The 19,097-nt window shown below is 61.6% G+C and carries 11 protein-coding genes and 3 tRNA genes; 9 read left to right on the forward strand and 5 right to left on the reverse strand.

The genetic code is table 11. The features are described 5' to 3' along the window. Positions 1-267: 267 nt before the first annotated feature. The 5 genes from ACYVHT_RS08700 to ACYVHT_RS08720 form a co-directional block, all read right to left on the reverse strand. Positions 268-2,802 carry a TonB-dependent receptor domain-containing protein gene (locus ACYVHT_RS08700; protein ID WP_460550098.1) on the reverse strand — a complete coding sequence of 845 codons (2,535 nt, stop codon included), beginning with the start codon at positions 2,800-2,802 and terminating at the stop codon, positions 268-270. 458 nt (positions 2,803-3,260) lie between these two features. After that, entirely contained in the window at positions 3,261-4,706 is a 1,446-nt protein-coding gene (locus tag ACYVHT_RS08705; RefSeq protein ID WP_460550100.1) for a toxin-antitoxin system YwqK family antitoxin, read from the reverse strand. A 123-nt stretch (positions 4,707-4,829) separates the two neighbouring features. Continuing rightward, positions 4,830-6,014, reverse strand: a complete 1,185-nt coding sequence (locus ACYVHT_RS08710; RefSeq protein WP_460550102.1) for an acetyl-CoA C-acyltransferase — start codon at positions 6,012-6,014, stop codon at positions 4,830-4,832. A 138-nt stretch (positions 6,015-6,152) separates the two neighbouring features. Beyond that, a complete protein-coding gene (locus tag ACYVHT_RS08715; RefSeq protein ID WP_460550104.1) occupies positions 6,153-7,160 on the reverse strand; it encodes a hypothetical protein in 1,008 nt (335 codons plus the stop codon). Further along, complete coding sequence (locus ACYVHT_RS08720; protein WP_460550106.1) at positions 7,157-8,107, reverse strand: vWA domain-containing protein; 951 nt, start codon at positions 8,105-8,107, stop codon at positions 7,157-7,159. The genes ACYVHT_RS08715 and ACYVHT_RS08720 overlap by 4 nt, the downstream gene beginning before the upstream one ends. A 237-nt stretch (positions 8,108-8,344) precedes the next feature. Between ACYVHT_RS08720 and ACYVHT_RS08725 the strand changes: the two genes are divergently transcribed. The 9 genes from ACYVHT_RS08725 to ACYVHT_RS08765 all read left to right on the forward strand — a co-directional run bounded on the left by ACYVHT_RS08725 (position 8,345) and on the right by ACYVHT_RS08765 (position 19,071). Beyond that, a tRNA-Ser gene (locus ACYVHT_RS08725) sits at positions 8,345-8,432 on the forward strand. 78 nt (positions 8,433-8,510) lie between these two features. Then, a tRNA-Pro gene (locus ACYVHT_RS08730) sits at positions 8,511-8,584 on the forward strand. Positions 8,585-8,603: 19 nt separating this feature from the next. Beyond that, positions 8,604-8,677 (forward strand) — tRNA-Arg (locus ACYVHT_RS08735). Positions 8,678-8,970: 293 nt separating this feature from the next. After that, positions 8,971-10,500 (forward strand): T9SS type A sorting domain-containing protein, encoded by a 1,530-nt coding sequence (locus ACYVHT_RS08740; RefSeq protein WP_460550108.1) that lies wholly within the window; start codon positions 8,971-8,973, stop codon positions 10,498-10,500. Between the two features lie 237 nt (positions 10,501-10,737). Beyond that, positions 10,738-12,732: a DNA topoisomerase subunit B gene (gene gyrB / locus ACYVHT_RS08745; RefSeq protein ID WP_460550110.1), complete on the forward strand. Its 1,995-nt coding sequence runs from the start codon at positions 10,738-10,740 to the stop codon at positions 12,730-12,732. Positions 12,733-12,797: 65 nt separating this feature from the next. Next, on the forward strand, positions 12,798-13,178 hold the full coding sequence (locus tag ACYVHT_RS08750; RefSeq protein ID WP_460550112.1) for a RidA family protein: 381 nt from the start codon (positions 12,798-12,800) through the stop codon (positions 13,176-13,178). A 55-nt stretch (positions 13,179-13,233) separates the two neighbouring features. After that, positions 13,234-15,588 carry a polyphosphate kinase gene (gene ppk1, locus ACYVHT_RS08755; RefSeq protein ID WP_460550114.1) on the forward strand — a complete coding sequence of 785 codons (2,355 nt, stop codon included), beginning with the start codon at positions 13,234-13,236 and terminating at the stop codon, positions 15,586-15,588. Positions 15,589-16,426: 838 nt separating this feature from the next. Next, the gene (locus tag ACYVHT_RS08760; RefSeq protein WP_460550116.1) at positions 16,427-18,400 is read left to right on the forward strand and encodes a T9SS type A sorting domain-containing protein; all 1,974 of its coding nucleotides are present in this window, start codon (positions 16,427-16,429) and stop codon (positions 18,398-18,400) included. A gap of 86 nt (positions 18,401-18,486) precedes the next feature. After that, entirely contained in the window at positions 18,487-19,071 is a 585-nt protein-coding gene (locus ACYVHT_RS08765; RefSeq protein WP_460550118.1) for a TlpA family protein disulfide reductase, read from the forward strand. Positions 19,072-19,097 lie beyond the last annotated feature (26 nt).

The following is a 19,097-nucleotide window of genomic DNA, read 5'->3' on the forward strand; positions in this document are numbered from 1 at the left end:
AAGTAGGGGCGGGGCCTGCCCCCGCCCGGCGTTGCACGACGAAGATAGGAGCGTAACCATCGGTTGCTGAATAGCACCGATACCATTCAACGACAGTCGGGGCTGGCAACGATGCCATTCAACGCCGGGCGGGGGCAGGCCCCGCCCCTACATGGTTCGGGAATCACCAATTGCAAACCAAAACCCCGCCGCCGGACCAAGCCGACGACGGGGTTTTTCGCAGAAAGAAGAAGGTGAGAAAAGCGGGGTGGCAAACGGAAGGGTACCTCAGCCGCCGAAGCCGCCGCCGCCCTGGGGCGCGGCCTCGATGCGGCCCGGCTTGGCCTTGCTGGCGCCGATGTACCAGGTGAAGCCCAGCCAGCCGACGCGGGTTTCGTCCTTGCTGTAGCGGGTGCTGCTGAGCAGGTCGGTGGCGATTTCGGTGCGGTAAACGTTGGTGTTGAAGAGGTCGGAAACGCGGAGGGTGAGGGCGGCGCGGTCCTGAAACAAGCGCTGACGCAGGGCCACATCCACCTGGCCCCAGGCCAGCTGCCGGCCCTGGGCCGTGAGCGAGGCCGAGCGCACGTTGCCGCTCAGCTGCATTTCGAGGGTGGGGCGGAGGGTGAAGTTGTTGGCCAGGCGGGCGGTGCTCACCAGGGCCGTGCGGTTGCTGGCGATGCCGTTGCCGGCAATCTGGGCGCGGTAGAGGCTGGCGCTGGCATTCACGCGCCACCACTTGGCCAGGGGCTGGTTGAGGCTGAACTCGGCGCCGAGGTTGGTGGTGGTGCCCAGGTTGTCGTAGGTTTCGGCGGTCACGAGGCCGGCGCCGGGGCCGGCGAGGCGGGTGGCCGTGGTGTCCACGAAGCGCAGGCGCTGGATGGAATTGGTGGTGATGCGGGCAAACAGCGTACTGGTAATGGTGGCCTGGCCGAGGGTAATCTGGTGGCCCAACTCCAGGTTATTGCTGAACTCGGCCTGCAAGCGCGGGTTGCCGAGGCGGTAGCTGCGCGGGTCCTGGTAGATGGCCAGCGGCAGCTGCTGCATGAAGTTGGGGCGGTTGAGGCGGCGGGCGTAGCTCAGCTGCAGGCGGTTCTGGCCGGCTTCCTTGCCAAAGTCGCGGCTGATGAGGGCCGAGGGGAAGAAGCTCAGGTAGTCCTGGCTCAGGCTGCCGCGCTGGGCAATGCCCTCGCCGCCCACCACGCTGCCGCTCAGGTAGGTGTACTCGGAGCGCAGGCCGGCCTGGGCATTCCACTTGCTGCCGAAGCTGTGCTGGGCGGTGACGTAGGCGGCCGGCACCACCTGCTGCGAGGTGTAGGTGAGCGAGCGGGCGGGGTCGTTGCGGAAGTCGTCGGGGCGGGTTTCGCTGGTGGCGTAGCCGAAGCTGTTGCTGCCGTCGTTGGCCTGGCGCTCTACTTTGGCGCCCATTTCGAGGCGGCCTTTGCCGTCGGCCAGCGGGTGGGTGTAGTCTATTTGGCCATACTGCACGTTGGCCAGCAGGTCGAGCAGCTGCCGGGTGCCGGGCTGCGGCACGCCCGCCGAGCCGGCCTCGGCGTACTGCCGCTGCACCACCGGCACGTTGGCGTCAATCAACACGCCGCCTAAGCCAGCGGTCAGCTCGCGACCCTTGTGGGCTTCCCAGGTGCGGCGGTAGTTGCTGTTGAAGTTGAGGACTTTCACCTGTACGTCGAGGTCCTGCCGGCCGAGGGCGCGCTGCACGGGGCCGTTGTTGGTTTGCTGGCCCAGCTCCTGGCTTTCGCCTTCGAGGTTGCGCTCGGTGCCGGCGTTCACGCTCAGGCCCAGGCTTTGGTTTTTAGGTAGTTCCAGGTCCACGCCGGCCCGCAGCGAGTGGTTGCGGTGGATTTCGTTGCCGGTAGCTACCTGCGTAGTGCGCACGGTTTCGGTGCCGAGCAGGGCGGTTTGCTCGCTGTGGCCTTTGCTGCCGTAGGTCACGTCGCGGCCGTCGTAGCCGGCCTGCCAGGTGGCTTTGCCCACCTTGCGGCTCAGGCTCAGGTTGCCGCTGTATTTGTCCTTGGTGCCGAGGTTGAGGGCGGCCGTGCCGTTGGTGCCGGTGCGGGTTTCCTTCTTCGTAATCAGGTTGATAACGCCGCCGCCGCCGGCCGCGTCGTATTTGGCCGACGGGTTGGTAATGACTTCCACCTGGGCAATGCGCGAGGCCGGAATCTGGTCGAGGCGGGTGCCGCCGGTACCGCCGTTGCTCACGCCGGCCGGCTTGCCATCAATGAGGATGGTCAGGTTGGAGGAGCCGCGCATCGAGACGGTGCCGTTTACGTCCACGCTCACCGAGGGCACGTTTTGCAGCACGTTGGCCGCCGTGCCGCCCACGCTGCCCAGGTCTTTTTCCACGTTAATCACGCGCTTGCCCAGCTCTTCCACCACGGCCGCTTTCTGGCCGGTCACCACCACTTCATTCAGCCGGGTGGCGGTAGCAGCGGCCATTTTCAAGCCATTGACTTGCATGGCCGGGGCCGCAGCCGTGAGCGTGAAGCGGCGGCGCAGCGGCCGGTAGTTCAAATCCTGCACTCGCAGCAGATACGCGCCCAGCGGCAGCGCCGTGGCCTTAAACGTGCCCTGCTCGGTGGTCTGGGCCACGGCCACAAAGGTAGAATCGGCGGCGCGCAGCAGCAGCACGTCGGAGAAGGGCACGGGCTGGCCCGAAGCCTCTTCCACCAGGCTGCCGCTCACGCTGCCGGGGCCGCCAGTCTGGGCCGCCGCGCCCAGCGGCAGGGCCAGACCGGCAATGGTAAGGCCGAGCAGCACGCGGTCAACGGAAGAAAGCGCAGGAAAAGTGAGGAAGGTTTTCATGGTGCAGATGGTGAGGTAGTGGGGAGCGAGAGAGCACTCAGGTCGGGCAGTGGCCGCGGTTCCACTGCGGAGGTGAGGTGTTCCCTCGCCCGGTTGTCCCGGTGAGGCGGCTGCAGCCGGGCGGTAGCGGGTGGTCTTTGGTACACGCTAACGGCAGCTACTGGGCGTTGTATGGAACAAATGTAAAGCAGGTACTTTGTAACGCAAGGTACTGTTTGCAGAAATAAGGGTTAAGCAAAGCCTTGAATCCTGTTACCCATTGATTGTCAGAAGAAAAAAATTATTGCCAAAAATGCCTTAGCACCATTCGATGCGGGCCGGTCTGGGTTGTGCCGCCTGGTGGTCAGATGCGCAAGTCCCTGCATCGGTTGCCCAAGGGGATAGAAATTCTCCTGAAACCCAAAAAAGCCCTGACCATTCGGCCAGGGCTCAACGTGCTGCGGGGAAGGGCCAGCGGGCTACCGCCGCTTCACCGGGGCTTTGGGTTTTGGTTTGGGCTGCTTGATGGGGTCGACCAGCACGCCGTTGCGGTAGGTCACGGTGCGGTCCACGGTGGTGCCGTCTTCCTTGTAGTAGGTCCACACGCCGCTTTGCTTGCTGTTGCGGTACTGGCCGCTCACGGCCACGGTGCCGTCCTCCCGGTATTCCTTGAACGCGCCCTGAATCTGGCTGCGGACGTAGGTGGTTTCCTTGCGCAGCTTGCCCGAAGGGAAATACTCCTGCCCGATGCCGCCCATAAAACCGTTCAGATAGGGCTGGCGGGTCTGCACCTGGCCGTTCTCGAAATAGGTGAGCCGGTCGTTCACCAGGCGGCCGCTGGGGCCGTAGGTTTCCTGCTTGCGCACGGCCTTGCCATCGGGGTAATACTCGCGCCAGGTGCCGGCCGGGCGGTTATTCTTGTACTGCTCCTCGGCCTGCACCAGCTGTCCGGCGGCGTCTTGGTAGCGCGTGATTTTGCGGTCCTTGCCGCCGTTGCTGTAGTCGGTGTCCTCGCGCAGGTGGCCGTTTTCGAAGTACTCCAGGCCGTGGCCGGTGGGCACGCCGTTTTTATACGTGAGCTTGGTTTTGATTTGGCCGCTTTCGTAGTAGCTGGTGGCCGGCCCGTCCAGATTGGTGGTGCCGGTGAGGGGCTTGGCGCGCTTGGTCAGGTCGTCGCCGAGCTGGTTTTTCACGTTGCGCTGCACCAGCGGGGCCGGCACGTAGGTGCTCTCCGTCTGGAGCTTGCCGCTGGCGTAGTAGCTGCGGTAGCGCCCGCGCCCGGTTTTGTCGGCCAGCACCTCCACCTCAATCTGGCCGTTGGGGTAGTACGTTTTGTAGGGGCCCGAGAGCAGGCCTTTCGTGAAGGAGCCCTCGCTCTGCACCGCGCCGGTGGGGTAGTAGAACTTCACCGCGCCGTTGGGCTGGCCGTTCTCGTAGTTTATCTCGGCCTGGGTCTTGCCATCCGGATACACGGCTTTCAGGGCGCCGTTGGGCTGGCCCTTCACCAGCGTGGTTTTCAGCCGAATGGAGCCATCGGGGTGGTAGTACGTCAGCTCCCCGTTCGGCTCATCGTCCACAAAAAAGCCGGCCTGCGCCACCTTCCCGTCGTCGTAATAGGTCTTGAACGGTCCCTGCCGGATGCCGTCGCGGTACGTCGCCTCCAGCCGCCGCGTGCCCGTGGGGTGAAACTCCACGTAGGCCGAGTCGCGCTTGCCGGCGTTGAAGCTGGTTTGCTGCTCCAGCTTGCCCGAGCGGTAAAAGCGCTTGTAGGTGCCCTGCGGCACGGTATCGGCGGCTATCAGTGCCGTGTACACCTCGCGCTTATACACCTTGGTCGAGTCGAAATAAGTCACGAGCCGGCGCAGCCGCTGGCCGTGGGAGGGAAAAGCGACAATCAGCAGAAAGAAGGGCAACAGGTATTTCATAGGCGCAAGAACGCAGGAAATGCTATTTCCGTGCAGCAGGAAGGTGCTTCTAAAATTCAAGCCAAAAAAAGCCTCACCGAATTATTCGATGAGGCTTTTCTTTAAATAGTGAGCAATAGAAGCTTACAGCGCCTCCACCACAATGGCACTGGCCCCGCCACCGCCGTTGCAAATCCCGCTCACGCCGATTTTGCCGCCCTCGTTCTTGAGCACGTTCATCAGCGTGGTCACGATGCGCGCGCCGGAAGCGCCCAGCGGGTGGCCCAGGCTCACTGCCCCGCCGTACACGTTCACCTTCGTGCCTTCCAGGTTCAGCAGCTGGTTGTTGGCCAGCGAAACCACCGAGAAAGCTTCGTTGATTTCGTAGAAGTCCACGTCAGCGGCCGTCTTGCCGGCGTTTTTCAGGGCCTTCGGAATGGCCAGCGAGGGCGAGGTGGTGAACCACTCGGGCGCCTGCTCGGCATCGGCAAAGCCCAGGATGCGGCCGATGGGGGTGAGGCCCAGCGCGTCGGCTTTCTCGCGGCTCATCAGCAGCACGGCGGCGGCGCCGTCGTTCAGCGTGGAGGCGTTGGCGGCCGTCACCGTACCGCCGTCTTTGATGAAAGCCGGCTTCAGGCCGGGCACTTTGGCAAAATCGACTTTCAGGTACTCCTCGTCGTCTTCGATGACGGTGGTTTTGCCCCGGCTCTCGATGCTCACGGGCACGATTTCGTCCTTCTTCTTGCCGGCTTTGGCGGCGGCGGCGCTGCGGGTGTAGCTCTCGATGGCAAAAGCGTCCTGCTGCTCGCGGGTAATGCCCATTTCCTTGGCCGTGTTCTCGGCGGCGTTGCCCATGGCGTAGTCGTGGTAGGGGTCCCACAGGCCGTCGCGCACAAGGCCGTCAATCATCTGACCGTGGCCATATTTGGCTCCAAAACGGGCTTTGTCGAGGTAGTACGGCACATTGCTCATGCTTTCCATGCCGCCGGCCAGAATCACCTCGGCCTGCCCCAGCATGATGGCCTGGGCGGCAAACATGATGGCCTTCGACCCCGAAGCGCACACTTTATTTACCGTCGTGCACTCCACGGTATCCGGCAGGCCGGCTTTCTTGGCCGCCTGCCGGGCCGGAGCCTGGCCCAGGTTGGCCGAAATCACGTTGCCCATAATCACCTGCTGCACTTCCGAGGCGGCCACGCCAGCTTTGTCCAGCGCGCCCTTCAGGGCAATGCCGCCCAGCTCCGTAGCCGACAGCGACGACAACGCGCCGCCAAACGAGCCAATCGGCGTGCGCACGGCGGAGATGATGACAACTTCTTTGGTTTGCATATTCTGTTTGTAAAAAAGGGTGGGGTGGGAGGTTGAGACTGGCCGCAAAAGTACGGATTTCGGCTGCCCCGGCCAGCACTCAGCCTAACAGGCGTTAGTCGCAGATGGTTGCCTCAGCAATTTCTGCCCAACGCCAGCCTACCACGTCGGTTTGTTCGGGTCGGGCTTCGCGGCGGCCGGCCGCGTGATTTGCTGCAGATACTGCTGCTCCTGCGCGCGCAGGGTTTCCAGCAGCTGCCGGGCCTGGGCGGGGCTGAGGCTCATGGCTTGCAGGCGCTCGCGCTGGGTTTGCAGGTTCAGGTCGCCCGCCGTGGCGGCATCGGTACCGGGCCGGTTGCTGCGGCCGTTAGGATTGGCAGCTGCGGCGGCGCTCGATTGGTCAAGGCCCCGCTGCGTGCCGGGGGCCTGGCCCGTTGCCACGGGTTGCGGCGTACCGGTGCCGGGCTGGCGGCCGCCGTTCGCGGCATTGCCGGGGCTGGCTTCGGGGCGCTGGTTGTCGGGCTGGCCGTTGGCATCGGGCCGGCGTGCGGGCGGCGGGGTGGGGGAGGGCGGCGCGGGTATCTGGTCGTTGGCTTCACCCTTGCGGTCGGTGCCTTCTTTTTCGGCGGGCTTATTCTTCTCTGCCGAATGCTCCTCCGAAGCAGGCTTCGTTTTTTCCGGCCCCGAAGCCGTGGGCGGGGGGGCAATCTGCGGGCCATTCGGGTGCCTGGCCAGGTAGTCGGTCAGCAATTCGTAGTCGGCGCGGGCGTCGCTGTTTTTCGGATTCAGCAGCAGCGCCTGGCGCAGCAGGCCCAGCGCCTGGGCCAGCTCGCCCCGCTGGGCCAGCAGCACCGCCAGCTGCTGCCGGGCTACGCTGCCCAGCCCGGCCGGGCTGCTTCCCAGCAAGCGCCCATACGTGGCATAAGCCGCCTCCCGCTGGCCGGCCCGCACCTGTGCATGGGCCAGGTTGAGCACCAGGCGCGGGTCGGGCGTTTTGGCATGCTGCGCCGCCAGCGCCTCGGCGAAAGCCTGCGCGGCACGCCGGGCATCGCCGTGCGCGTAGGCGGCCGTAGCATCGGCCACGGCCACATTGCGGTCGCGCACCCGCGTGAGCAGGTTCAGCCCCGGTCCGCTAAGCAGCAGCAGTAACAGCAGCAGATACTTCATGGTCGGATAACCGTCACCGTTAATATCGCATCAAACGCCAGCAGCAGCAGCGCCGCTGCCAATGGATAGCGGTAGCGGTTGTCGGCCACGGCCACGGTGCGCACCTGCTCGGCCGTGCCCTGCATGCCCCGCAGCGCCCGCAGCAACGGCCCAAACCCGTTTTGCTGGTTTGTGAGCTCCAGGTATTGCCCCCCGGTTTGGGCCGCCAGCTGCAGCAGCGTGGCCTCCCGCAGGCGGGTTTGCACGGCTTTGCCTTTGCCGTCCGTCACAAAGCCCCCCGCCGGCTTGGGGATTTTAGCGCCCGCCGCCGTGCCCACACCCACTGTGTAGATGCGGGCTCCCGTCCGGCCCAGAGCCCGCAAAGCCGGCTCCAGGTTCTCCCCGAAGTCTTCGCCATCGCTCACCACCACCAGCGCAGTCGTTCGTGGGGGGCTGGTGGCCAGCCCCGCAGTAGGAGTCATGCGGGCCAGCACCAGCTCCAGCGGAGCCTGCAAAGTGGTCGGCCCCGGCGGCAGCAGGCCGGTGCGCAGCGTGCTGATGAAAGTTTGAACGGCCCCCTGGTCGTAGGTGAGCGGGCATTGCACCACCGCTTCGGCGCCAAAAATCACCAGCCCCAGCCGGTCGGCCGGAAACTGTGCCACCAGCTCCTGAAGCTCGGCCTGAGCCCGTAGCAGGCGCGACGGGGCCACGTCGGGCGCATCCATCGAGCGTGAGACGTCAACCAGCAGCCATACATCCTTGCCCGCCGTGCGCACCGGCTGCTGGCTCACGCCCATGGCCGGGCCCAGCGCCGCCACCAGCAGCAGCAGGCCGGCCAGCCCCCGCACCAGGGTTTTCCAGCCCCGGTGGCGGGCCTGCCCGCCCAGCGCGCGCCCCAGCCGGCCACTCCGGCGCCAGTGTCGGGCCAGCAGCCCCAGGGCCAGCGCCAGGGCCAGCGCGGCCAACATAAAATCAGGATATGCCCAGCTCAGCAATGGTCGTCGGAAAATGAGGCCCAATATTACAACCTCCAGCCGCGCCATCTGTGCTGTCACGGACGGGTTTAAATACTGGATGGCTACGGCGCTGTTCGAAGTGGGCCAGGGCGTTTTTTGAGCAGTCAGATAATTTTTTTGCCGAAAGCATGGCCTTTTCAGTTCGGCTAGTATATTTGCACCCGCTTCGGACGGAAGCGAAGCCGACCTGGAGAGGTGGGTGAGTGGCTGAAACCAGTAGTTTGCTAAACTGCCGTAGCTCTAAAGGTTACCGGGGGTTCGAATCCCCCCCTCTCCACTATAATGTTGGGCCGCGAAAGCTGCCCGCCGGGGCTCCAACCGGCAGGCCGCCTTCAGGGCTCAGCATTATTTTTTTCGGGGTGTAGCGTAGCCCGGTATCGCGCCTGGTTTGGGACCAGGAGGTCGTAGGTTCGAATCCTGCCACCCCGACATTGTTTGCCCCGTTTTCGACCCCGTAGCTCAGCTGGATAGAGCAACTACCTTCTAAGTAGTCGGTCTTTGGTTCGAATCCAAACGGGGCCACTGCAAAAGTCCCTCCCCGTTTGGGGAGGGACTTTTGCTTTTTACCACCCATTGCCGATTCAGGACTCCGGCCAATCGCATTAAAGCAAGATTAAATCGGTTTCAGCCGGTGCCGAATTCAGCAACTCCGGGCGGCCGAATGCCGTTGGATTAGCAAATAACCAACAATTAGCCCTATATTGGGCCTCCAAATGGCGGTGCAGGCGCTTGCCAGGCAGCCATTTCTGCAATGTCATTTTTCCACCGTTTAATTTCTCCTCTCTTCACCACCTAAATTTAACATCTTAGTTGTCATGAAAAAATCATTACTTTTTCTGGGCTTGCTCGGCTTTGCCAGCAGCGCGTATGCCCAGCGTTGGACCGTTGTTAACACGACCAACGTACAGACCTTCGACGATACTAACCAGCTGGACGACATTCACACGGTGTCGCAAAACGTTGCTTGGGGTCTGACCTATTCCACTACGCTGGCTCCGGGCTCTACCCGCACCCAGAACAAATTCTTCGTTCGCACCAACAACAGCACAGGCACCGAGTTTGACTGGGGCAGCATCAGCTCGCAGGGCGGCAGCGCTTTTGAGGCGGCCAACATTGAGGGCGTGAACAACCAGATTGCCGTGGCAGCTATGTTCAACAACACCGGCGGCGGCCAGATTCTGCGCACGTCCAACGGCGGCCAGAACTGGACGGCAGTGCAAGGTACGGGCTTCGCCGCTCCGGCCGGCTTCAACAACTGGGTGCACATGTTTGATGCCAACGAAGGCGTTGCCTTTGGCGACCCCAACACGGATGCCAGCGGCGCAGCGCCTTACTTTGAAGTAATGCGCACCACCGACGGCGGCCTGACCTGGACCCGCGTGCCTTCGGCCAACCTGCCCGCACCCATTGCCGGCGCCAACGAAGGCGGCCTGGTGCGCTCGTACTTCGCCCTCGCCGGCACCAACACCATTTGGGCCAGCACGTCGCGTCAAAGCCCGGTAGGCGCCTGCCGCATTCTGAAATCGACGGACCGGGGCCTCACCTGGACGGCCATCGCCACCACGCCGCTGATGAGCCAAATCAACCGCATCGCGTTCAAAGACCCGCTCAACGGCATTGCCTTCAACACGCAAGCTGCTGCCGTGACCACCACTCCGCCTTCGCCGGGCACCATCAACGTTATCCGGACGGCCGACGGTGGCCGCACCTGGACGGCCATCACGCCCATCAACAACGCCACGGGTAAGTTCTATTCGTACGATATCGACGCTGTGCCCGCCACGGCTACCACGCCGGGCTTCTACATCAGCGCCGGTACTTCGCGTGTGCCGAACGCTACCACTACTGCCGCAAACGACGAGTTCGGTTCTTCGACCAGCTCGGATGGTGTTAACTGGAAAGACATCGACAACGGCATCACGTACACGAACAACGGCTCGTCTTACCGCCGCGTGTACCTGTGCATGGACGTGCTCAACAGCACGGCTGGCTACATCGGCAGCTACCTGGAAGTAGGTACCGGTGCAGGTGGTATCTACAAGCTGAATGCTGCAACGCCTTTGGCCAGCCGCTTCGCCGCCACTACCGACAAGGTGGCTCTGAACGCCTATCCTAACCCGAGCACCGGCCTGTTTCAGGTGCAGGTAGAAGGGGGCCTGAAAGCCGCCACGACGCTGACCGTGACCGATGCGCTGGGCCGCCAGGTGTACAGCCGCCAGCTGACTCCCAGCTCCGTTAGCTCGGCCGCCATCACCATCGACCTGACCAAGGAAAAGGCCGGTGTGTACGTGATGGAACTGCGCAACGAAACGGGTGTATCGCAGAAGAAACTGGTGGTGCAATAACCCTTATTGCCCCTTGGGAAAAGGGCGTTTCTCCGCGGAGAAACGCCCTTTTTTTTGTGCTGTTTTTTGGGAGCAGCCCGCAGGCGTTTGCGGGCGACTGACGAGCTGTTTAATAGGAAAAAATCCGGGGCTATGGGCCGCAAAAACTACTTAAAATGGGATTAAATATGTACTTTTGAGTGTTCAGTACCTAGCAGTCCGTTGGGCTGTTTTATGACCTGATTTAATCCCGCCCTCATGAGCGAAACAACCGCAAAGATTCCGCAGCCGGACTATACCGCTGACAGCATTCAAGTACTCGAAGGATTGGAGGCCGTGCGCAAGCGGCCCAGCATGTACATCGGCGATACCGGCCTGAAAGGCCTGCACCACTTGGTGTGGGAGGTAGTCGATAACTCGATTGACGAAGCCCTCGCCGGCTACTGCGACCTGATTAACGTTACCATCAACGAAGACAACTCCATCACCGTCCGCGACAACGGCCGCGGCATTCCGGTCGACTGGCACGCCAAGGAGCAGAAGTCGGCCCTGGAAGTGGTGCTGACGGTGCTGCACGCCGGTGGCAAGTTCGACAAAGGCTCTTACAAAGTGTCAGGCGGCCTGCACGGCGTGGGCGTGAGCTGCGTGAACGCCCTCAGCACCGACCTGAAGGTGACCGTGCGCCTCAAAGGCCACGTGTACCAGCAGGAATATAAAATTGGTTTCCCGCAGTATCCGGTGAAGGAAATTGGCGACACGGAGGAACACGGCACCGAAGTGCAGTTCCTGCCCGATGCCAGCATCTTCTCCGAAACCGAGTACCGCTACGACACCATTGCCTCGCGTCTGCGCGACCTGTCGTATCTGAACAAAGGCATCCGCATTACCCTCACCGACCGTCGCGAAAAAATGCCCGACGGCGAGTTCCGGGGCGAAGAATTCTACTCGACCGGCGGCCTGCGCGACTTCGTGCAGTACCTCGACGGGGAGCAGCGGCCTTCGCTGCTGGCCGAGCCTATTTATGTGGAAAGCGAGAAGGGCGGCACGCCGGTAGAAGTGGCGCTGCAGTACAACACCTCGTACCAGGAAAACGTCTATTCCTACGTCAACAACATCAACACCATCGAGGGCGGCACGCACGTAGGCGGCTTCCGCTCGGCGGTGACGCGGGTGCTGAAAAACTACGGCGACAAAAACAAGCTGTTTGAAAAAGCCAAAGTGGAAATCACCGGCGATGACTTCCGTGAGGGCCTCACGGCCGTGATATCGGTGAAAGTGGCCGAGCCGCAGTTTGAAGGCCAGACCAAGACCAAGCTGGGCAACTCCGAAGTGAGCGGTGCCGTGAACTCGGTGGTGGGTGAAATCCTGACACAGTACCTGGATGAGAACCCCAACCAGGCCAACAAAATCATGGAGAAGGTGATTCTGGCCGCCAAGGCCCGCATTGCCGCCCGCAAGGCCAAGGACATGGTGCAGCGCAAGGGCGTGCTGAGCAGCAACAGCCTGCCCGGCAAGCTGGCCGACTGCTCGGAGTCGGACCCCGAAATCTGCGAGCTGTACCTCGTCGAAGGTGATTCGGCCGGTGGCACGGCCAAGCAGGGGCGCAACCGCGCATTTCAGGCCATTATGCCGCTGCGCGGCAAAATCCTGAACGTGGAGAAGGCCCAGGAGCACCGCATTCTGGAAAACGAGGAAATCCGGAACATGATTACCGCGCTGGGCGTGAGCTTCAACGAGCGGAAGTCCCTGGCTTTCACCACCGATGAGGAAGGCACCGAAACCGGCCCGCTGAACTTCGACAAGCTGCGCTACCACAAGGTCATCATCATGACCGACGCTGACATCGACGGCTCGCACATTCGCACCCTCATTCTCACGTTCTTCTTCCGCTACATGCGCGAGCTGGTGGACCGGGGCTACATCTACATTGCCCTGCCGCCGCTCTACCTCGTGAAGCGCGGCAAGGAGGAGCGCTACTGCTGGACCGAAGAAGAGCGCCAGCAGGCGCAGGATGAAATGGGCCGGGGCAAGCCCGAAACGGTGAACGTGCAGCGCTACAAAGGCCTGGGCGAGATGAACGCCGAGCAGCTCTGGACCACCACCATGCAGCCCGCCACCCGCACCCTGAAGCAGGTAACCGTAGAGTCGGCCTCCGAGGCCGACCACCTGTTCTCGATGCTGATGGGCGACGAAGTGGCTCCGCGTCGCGACTTTATTGAGCGAAACGCCAAATACGCCAAGCTCGACGTTTAAGTCTGGTTATCTGAAAAGGCCCGCTGCAAAGCGGGCCTTTTCTTTTTCGTGCCTGTTTGAAACCGATGCGACAGCTTATTTCTTCCGGCGCTCCCTGGGAGCCGATAGTGGGGTACTCCCGCGCCGTGCGCGTGGGCAACGTGGTGGAAGTGGCCGGAACCACCGCCCAGGACGGCGACGCCGTGACCGGCACCGATGCCTACACCCAAACCAAACGGGCGCTGGAGAAAATCGGGGCCGCCCTGCAAGCGGCTGGGGCGTCGTTTGCCGACGTGGTGCGTACGCGCATTTTCGTAACGGATATTTCGCAATGGGAAGCGGTGGGGCGCGCGCACGGTGAAATATTCAGCGAAATTCGGCCGGCAGCTTCCATGCTGGAAGTGAAGGCGCTGATTGACCCACGGCTGTTGGTTGAGATTGAAGCCACGGCGATTATTTCTGCGTAAAGCATTATTCACAGGGCCATTCTCACGTATTTTGCCCTGTCATTCCGAACCCACTATGAAGCTCTTTAAGTCCGCCGACCTTATCCGAAAAAGCAAATACATCAGCCGCGATTTGAGCTGGATGCGGTTCAACTACCGGGTGCTCGACCAGGCGCAGGACAGCAGCCGCAGCCTGTTCGACCGGCTTAAGTTTCTGGCCATCACCAGCTCCAACCTCGACGAGTTTTTCATGATTCGCGTGGGCTCGCTCTATAATTACCTCGATTACGGCAAGGAGCGGATTGACTACTCAGGCCTGCGCGAACTGCCGTTCCGGCGCAAGCTGCTCGATTTCGCGCACCGCTTCGTGAACGACCAAAGCCTGACTTTTCTGAATGAGCTGAAGCCCAACTTTGAAAAGAACGGCTTCAACATCCTCAAAATGAGCGACCTCACGGAGCTTGAAGTGAAGAAAGCCGATGGCTACTTCAAGAATACCGTGTTTCCGCTGCTCACGCCGATGGTGTACGACTCGTATCACGGCTTCCCGCTGATGATGAACCAGATGCTCATTTTCGGCGTGGTTACGCGCATTGGCAACGGCCTGGCCGTCGGCCTCGATGGCGAGGCCGAGAAAGGGCAGGAGCGCCTCACCTTCGTGCAGATTCCGCAGAACCTGACCCGCTTCTTTGAGCTCACGCGCAAAGACAAGGTGATGTTTGTGCCTATTGAGGAAGTGGTGCGCGAGTTTCTGCCGCGCCTGTTCCGCAACGTGGAGATTGTGTCGGCCAACCTGTTCCGCATCACCCGCAACGGCGACTTTACGCTGGAAGAATCGGATGACATTGACAACGACTTCATTAAGGAAATTCAGGTAGGCCTGAAAACCCGCAAGCGCGGCCGCGTGGTGCGCGTGGAAGTGGAGCCCAATGCCTCGCCGGTGCTCATGGAGGTACTGCGCGAGCGGTGGAATATTGACAACGGCAACGTGTTCGTCATCAATTCGATGATTGACATGAAGGGGCTGTGGCAGATAGTGCGGCATCCCAATTTCCGGGGCCGGGCCGCCAAAACACCTTCCTCGGTGCAGCCCCTGAGCCTGCCCGAAGGCGCCGACGACAACCTGTTCGAGTACCTCAAGCACCACGACGTGCTGCTGCACCACCCCTACAACAGCATCGAGCCCATGGTGCGGCTGCTGGAGCAGGCCGCCGTGGACCCGCACGTGCTGGGCATCAAGCAAACGATTTATCGCCTGGCCGATGACTCCCGCGTATCGGCCGCGCTGCTGAAGGCGGCCGAGAACGGCAAGCACGTTTCGGTGCTGTTTGAGGTGAAGGCCCGGTTTGATGAGGAGAAGAATATTCGGGAAGGGGCACGGCTCGAAAAGGCCGGCTGCTTTGTGATTTACGGGGTGAGCAAGTACAAGACGCACACCAAGCTGCTCATGATTATCCGCAAGGAAGGGGAGAAGGTGACGCGCTACGTGCACATCGGCTCGGGTAACTACAACGAGCAGACGTCGCGCCTGTACACCGACGTGAGCCTGCTGACCACCAACGACGTGTATGGCCACGATGTGTCGGAATTCTTCAACGTGATTACCGGCCACTCGCAGCCCGACGACTACGAATACCTCATCACCGCGCCCAAGGACATGCGGCAGCAGCTCATCCACCTCGTGCGCGAGGAGGTGAAGCACGCCAAAAAGGGCCTGCCCAGCGGCATTGTGATGAAGATGAACTCCTTGGAAGACAAGGAGCTGATTGACGAGTTTTACCGGGCGGCCAAGGCCGGCGTGCCCATTCGGTTCATCGTGCGCGGCATCTGCTGCCTGCGGCCCGGGCGGCCGGGGCTGAGCGAGAACATTGAGGTGCGCAGCATCGTGGGCGAATACCTGGAGCACACGCGCCTGTTTTATTTCCACAACGGCGGCGATGCCAAGCTATATGCCGGCTCGGCCGATATTATGGTGCGCTCGTTCGACCGGCGCATTGAGGCGCTGTTCCTGATTGTGAATCCGCAGCTGAAGCGCGAGGCCATCAATATTCTGATGATGAACATGATGGACAACCAGAACAGCTACGTCATGCGCGAAGACGGGGCCTATATACGACAACGACCGGCCCCAGGGGAGCCGGTCGTGAACGTGCATAAGGACTTCTTCAAGCGTGACGAGGCCCAGCTGGCCAGCGCCACGCCCGAAGGCCTGCTGAATCTATTGAACCTGCAGACGGCGCGCCGCGAGGAGCTCGCCGCGGCCGTCAGCGCCGCTGAGGAGCAGGCAGCTGTAGATGCCAGCTGCGAGGCCATCGGTGCGGAAACGGACGAGGCCTTCGGCGAGGGTGACGGGGAGGACGATGTCGCGGACACGGCGGCCATCGGCCATCGAGACGAGAACGAGGTGAGCGCCGCGGCTATTGGCCGGTAGCGTATAGGTCAGTTCGCTGCTGGTACCGGCAGCGGCTGGGTTGGGCCACGGCTGGCTGAGCACCGATTCGGGGGCTTTGCTGGCCGTGGTGGCCAGGGTGCGCTGGGTGGCGTTGTAGGTTACGGTGATGTAGGTGGAATCCTGCGTGCCTACTTCGTAGAGGGCGTAGCGGATGATGGTGATGCCGGAGTTGTTATTGGGCGTGTAGTCAAGCACCATGCTGTTGTCGGTGCCGCCATTGGCCAGGGTGATGGGGCTGGGGGCCGTGGTCACGGTGGGCGGGTAGCAGTTTACGCCGAAGCAGAAGTTATTTTCGGAGCCAGCCACTTCGGTGCGAATCTGGCGCTGCAGGCCCAGGCGAAGGGTGCGGCCCGAGCTGTTGGTGATAAGAACGTCGGCCTGCAGGGGCAGCGCCTGGGCAAAGCCGCCCATAACCGTGACGGCTGGTGCGCCGCTCATGCTGACGCCTTGCAGACGGCCGGCCTGGCCGGTGGTTGCGATGCCCAACAGGAGGGCCGCTGACAGTAAGAATTTGTTCATGCTTAATGGAGGTGGTAAGGGGTGACGGAGAAAAGTGACTGAAACAAAAATACGTGGGAAACGACAAATTAGCTACCCGTTAACAGCGGATGGGGCTATATATCTTAACTTTAAGGCGCTGTGAGGGCAGGCCCGTTCTGGGAAACCGGTGCATTTTGACGCGCTTTTTGCCAAATTCCTCATGCCTCCCGCGAAATATTTCTTTCTCTAAGGTCATTTTATGAAAAAAACGCTTCTCGCCACAATTTGCACACTTGGGGTATTGGTTGGCCGTCCGGCGGCGGCCCAGTATTATATCTTGCCAAACCTGCAGGCTGGCCAGAACCCGGGGGCATTAAATAACGACAACGAGGACCGCCACGACACGGCCCTGACCCCCTGGAACCTGCTCCTGACCGGCACGGCCAACACCCAGACGGCCCCGGAGTGGACCCCCGTTCAGACGCTGCCGTTCGGCTTTCAGATGAACGGGCAGACGTTCACGAGCTATAAGGTGTCGAGCAGCGGCGTGCTCACGTTTAGCACCGGCGCCCTGGCAGTGCCCAGCAACCAAAACCGTGTGCTGCCCGATGCCGCTATTCCAGACAATTCTATTTGTACCTGGGGTACGCTGATGACGGCGAATAACGACTATATCGTAAGCAAGACTTTTGGCACGGCACCCAACCGGCAGCACTGGGTGCAGTTCAACTCGATAAGCATTCCGGGAGCCAACACCAACATTCCGTATGCCAACGGGGTGATTTACCTGTGCATCGTGCTGGAGGAGAGCACCAATAAAATTTACACCGTATGGCAGCGCGCAAACTCGGAGCCGCAGACGCTGACGGTCGGCATTCAGCTCTCGGCTACGCAGGCGGTACAAGTGGCCGCTTCGCCGGCCGTGACCGTGCCCAACCTGGCCGACCTCACGCCCGCCGACAACGGCTACTATGAGTTTGGCCCCGGCACCCAGGCCGTGCGCGACATTGCGGGCCGCGCCATTCGCCTGCCCCGCACGGCGGCCAAGCAATCGAACGTGACCATTCAGGGTGCCTTTCAGAACCTGGGCACCCAGACGGTGACAGACGTGACGGCAAACTACCGCATCAATAATGGCCCGGTAGTTTCTTCGTCGATGGCTGGCTTGAGCGTGGCGTATCTGGACACGGCTTCGTTTGTGCACCCCACGCCCTGGGTGCCGACCACGGGCGGTGTGCACCGCGTGCGGGCTTGGTTTTCGCACATCAACGGCGGTGTGGACCAGAACTTTACCAACGATACCCTGCGCACCACCGTGGTAGTACCCGACTCTACGATGCAGCGCACCGTGGTGGAAGAGGATTTTACCAGCAGCACCTGCGGCCCCTGTCGTTTGGGCAACATCAATACCCGTACGATTAATACGCAACCGGCTCAACGCGGCAAGTTTGTGGAAATCAAGTACCAGCAAAACTTCCCTGCGCCCGGCGATGACCCTTACCAATCGCCGGAAAGCATTTCGCGCCGTGGTTATTACGGAATCAGTGCGATTCCTTATATGCTACTAGATGGCGGCTGGAACCAGAATTCGCAGAGCTATACCGCCGGTATTCTCGACCAGTTTCGCGCAAAGCCGGCTCTCGCCCGGGTTGGTGGCAGCTATACGGTGCTCAACAACACAGTGACGGCTAATGCTATTGTTAAGCCTCTCTTTGCAGTACCCGCTGGCCGTTTGGTTGCTCATATGGCAATTGTCGAACGCGAGACGATTCTGAATTTCCGCACCAACGGGGAAACCCGCTTCTTTGACGTGATGAAGAAGATGATGCCTAATCAGAATGGCACAACTCTACCTGCTTTGGCCTCAGGTCAAGCGTATAACCTCAACCAGAGCTTCACTTTTCCAGCCCCTACGCTGCCGCTGACATGGCAATATGTGGAGCACTTCGATAGCTTGAGAGTAGTTGTGTTCGTACAGGATTTGGTGACGAAGGAAGTATATCAGGGTGGCTACCTCACGCTGCGCAACCCGCTGGCTACGCGCACCTCGCAAACCGGCCCGGCTTTCTCGCTGGCCCCTAACCCTGCGGCTGGCCGCACCACGCTGTTCGTAACCCTGGCGCGCCCCGAAACGGTGCGCGTGGAAGTGCTCGATGCCGTAGGCCGCCGCGTGCTGGACCGCCCGGCCCAGCACATGACCGCCGGGGCCCAGGAACTGACCCTCGACCTGGGCCAGCGCCCCGCCGGCCTCTACACCGTGCGTCTGAGCACCAGCCAGGGCACCCGCACCAGCAAGCTTACCATCGAATAGCGTTTGCGCAGTACCTTTAGCAAGCCCGGCCTGGCACCACCCAGGCCGGCCGGGCTTGGTTTTTTTCTCTCCTATCTCTTCTTCTCGTGAAAAAAAATCTTTCCTTGCTCGCGCTCACGGCCGTACTGGCATTGGGCACGGGCGCGCGGACCTACGCGCAGTCGGGCTCGTCGGCACCGGCACAGGCGGCCACCCCAAACGATGCCGACCTGAAAACCCGTAAGCTGCCCGCCGTCACGGTGCGCACCATGGATGGCAAGGCCATCAGCACGGCGGCGCTGCCGGGCGTGGGGCAGGGCAAGCCGGTGATTATCAGCTTCTGGGCTACGTGGTGCAAGCCCTGCATTGCCGAGCTGACCAACATTCATGAGCTGTTTCCTGACTTGCAGGCCGAAACGGGCGCCACGCTCATTGCCGTCAGCATCGACGATGCGCGGAACGCGGCCAAAGTAGGCCCGCTGACCAAAGGCCGGGGCTGGACCTATCCTGTGTACCTCGACCAGAACCAGGACCTGAAGCGCGCCCTGAACGTGAACAACATTCCCCATACCTTCCTGCTGGATGGGGCCGGCAACATCGTGTGGCAGCACAATGCCTACAACGAAGGCGACGAAAACCACCTGCTCGACCTGGTGCGCAAGGTGGCCAAAGGCGAAAAGATAAGCCAATAGCCGACCACGAATTGCCGCCACTGCCT

The organism is Hymenobacter daeguensis, assembly GCF_054780555.1.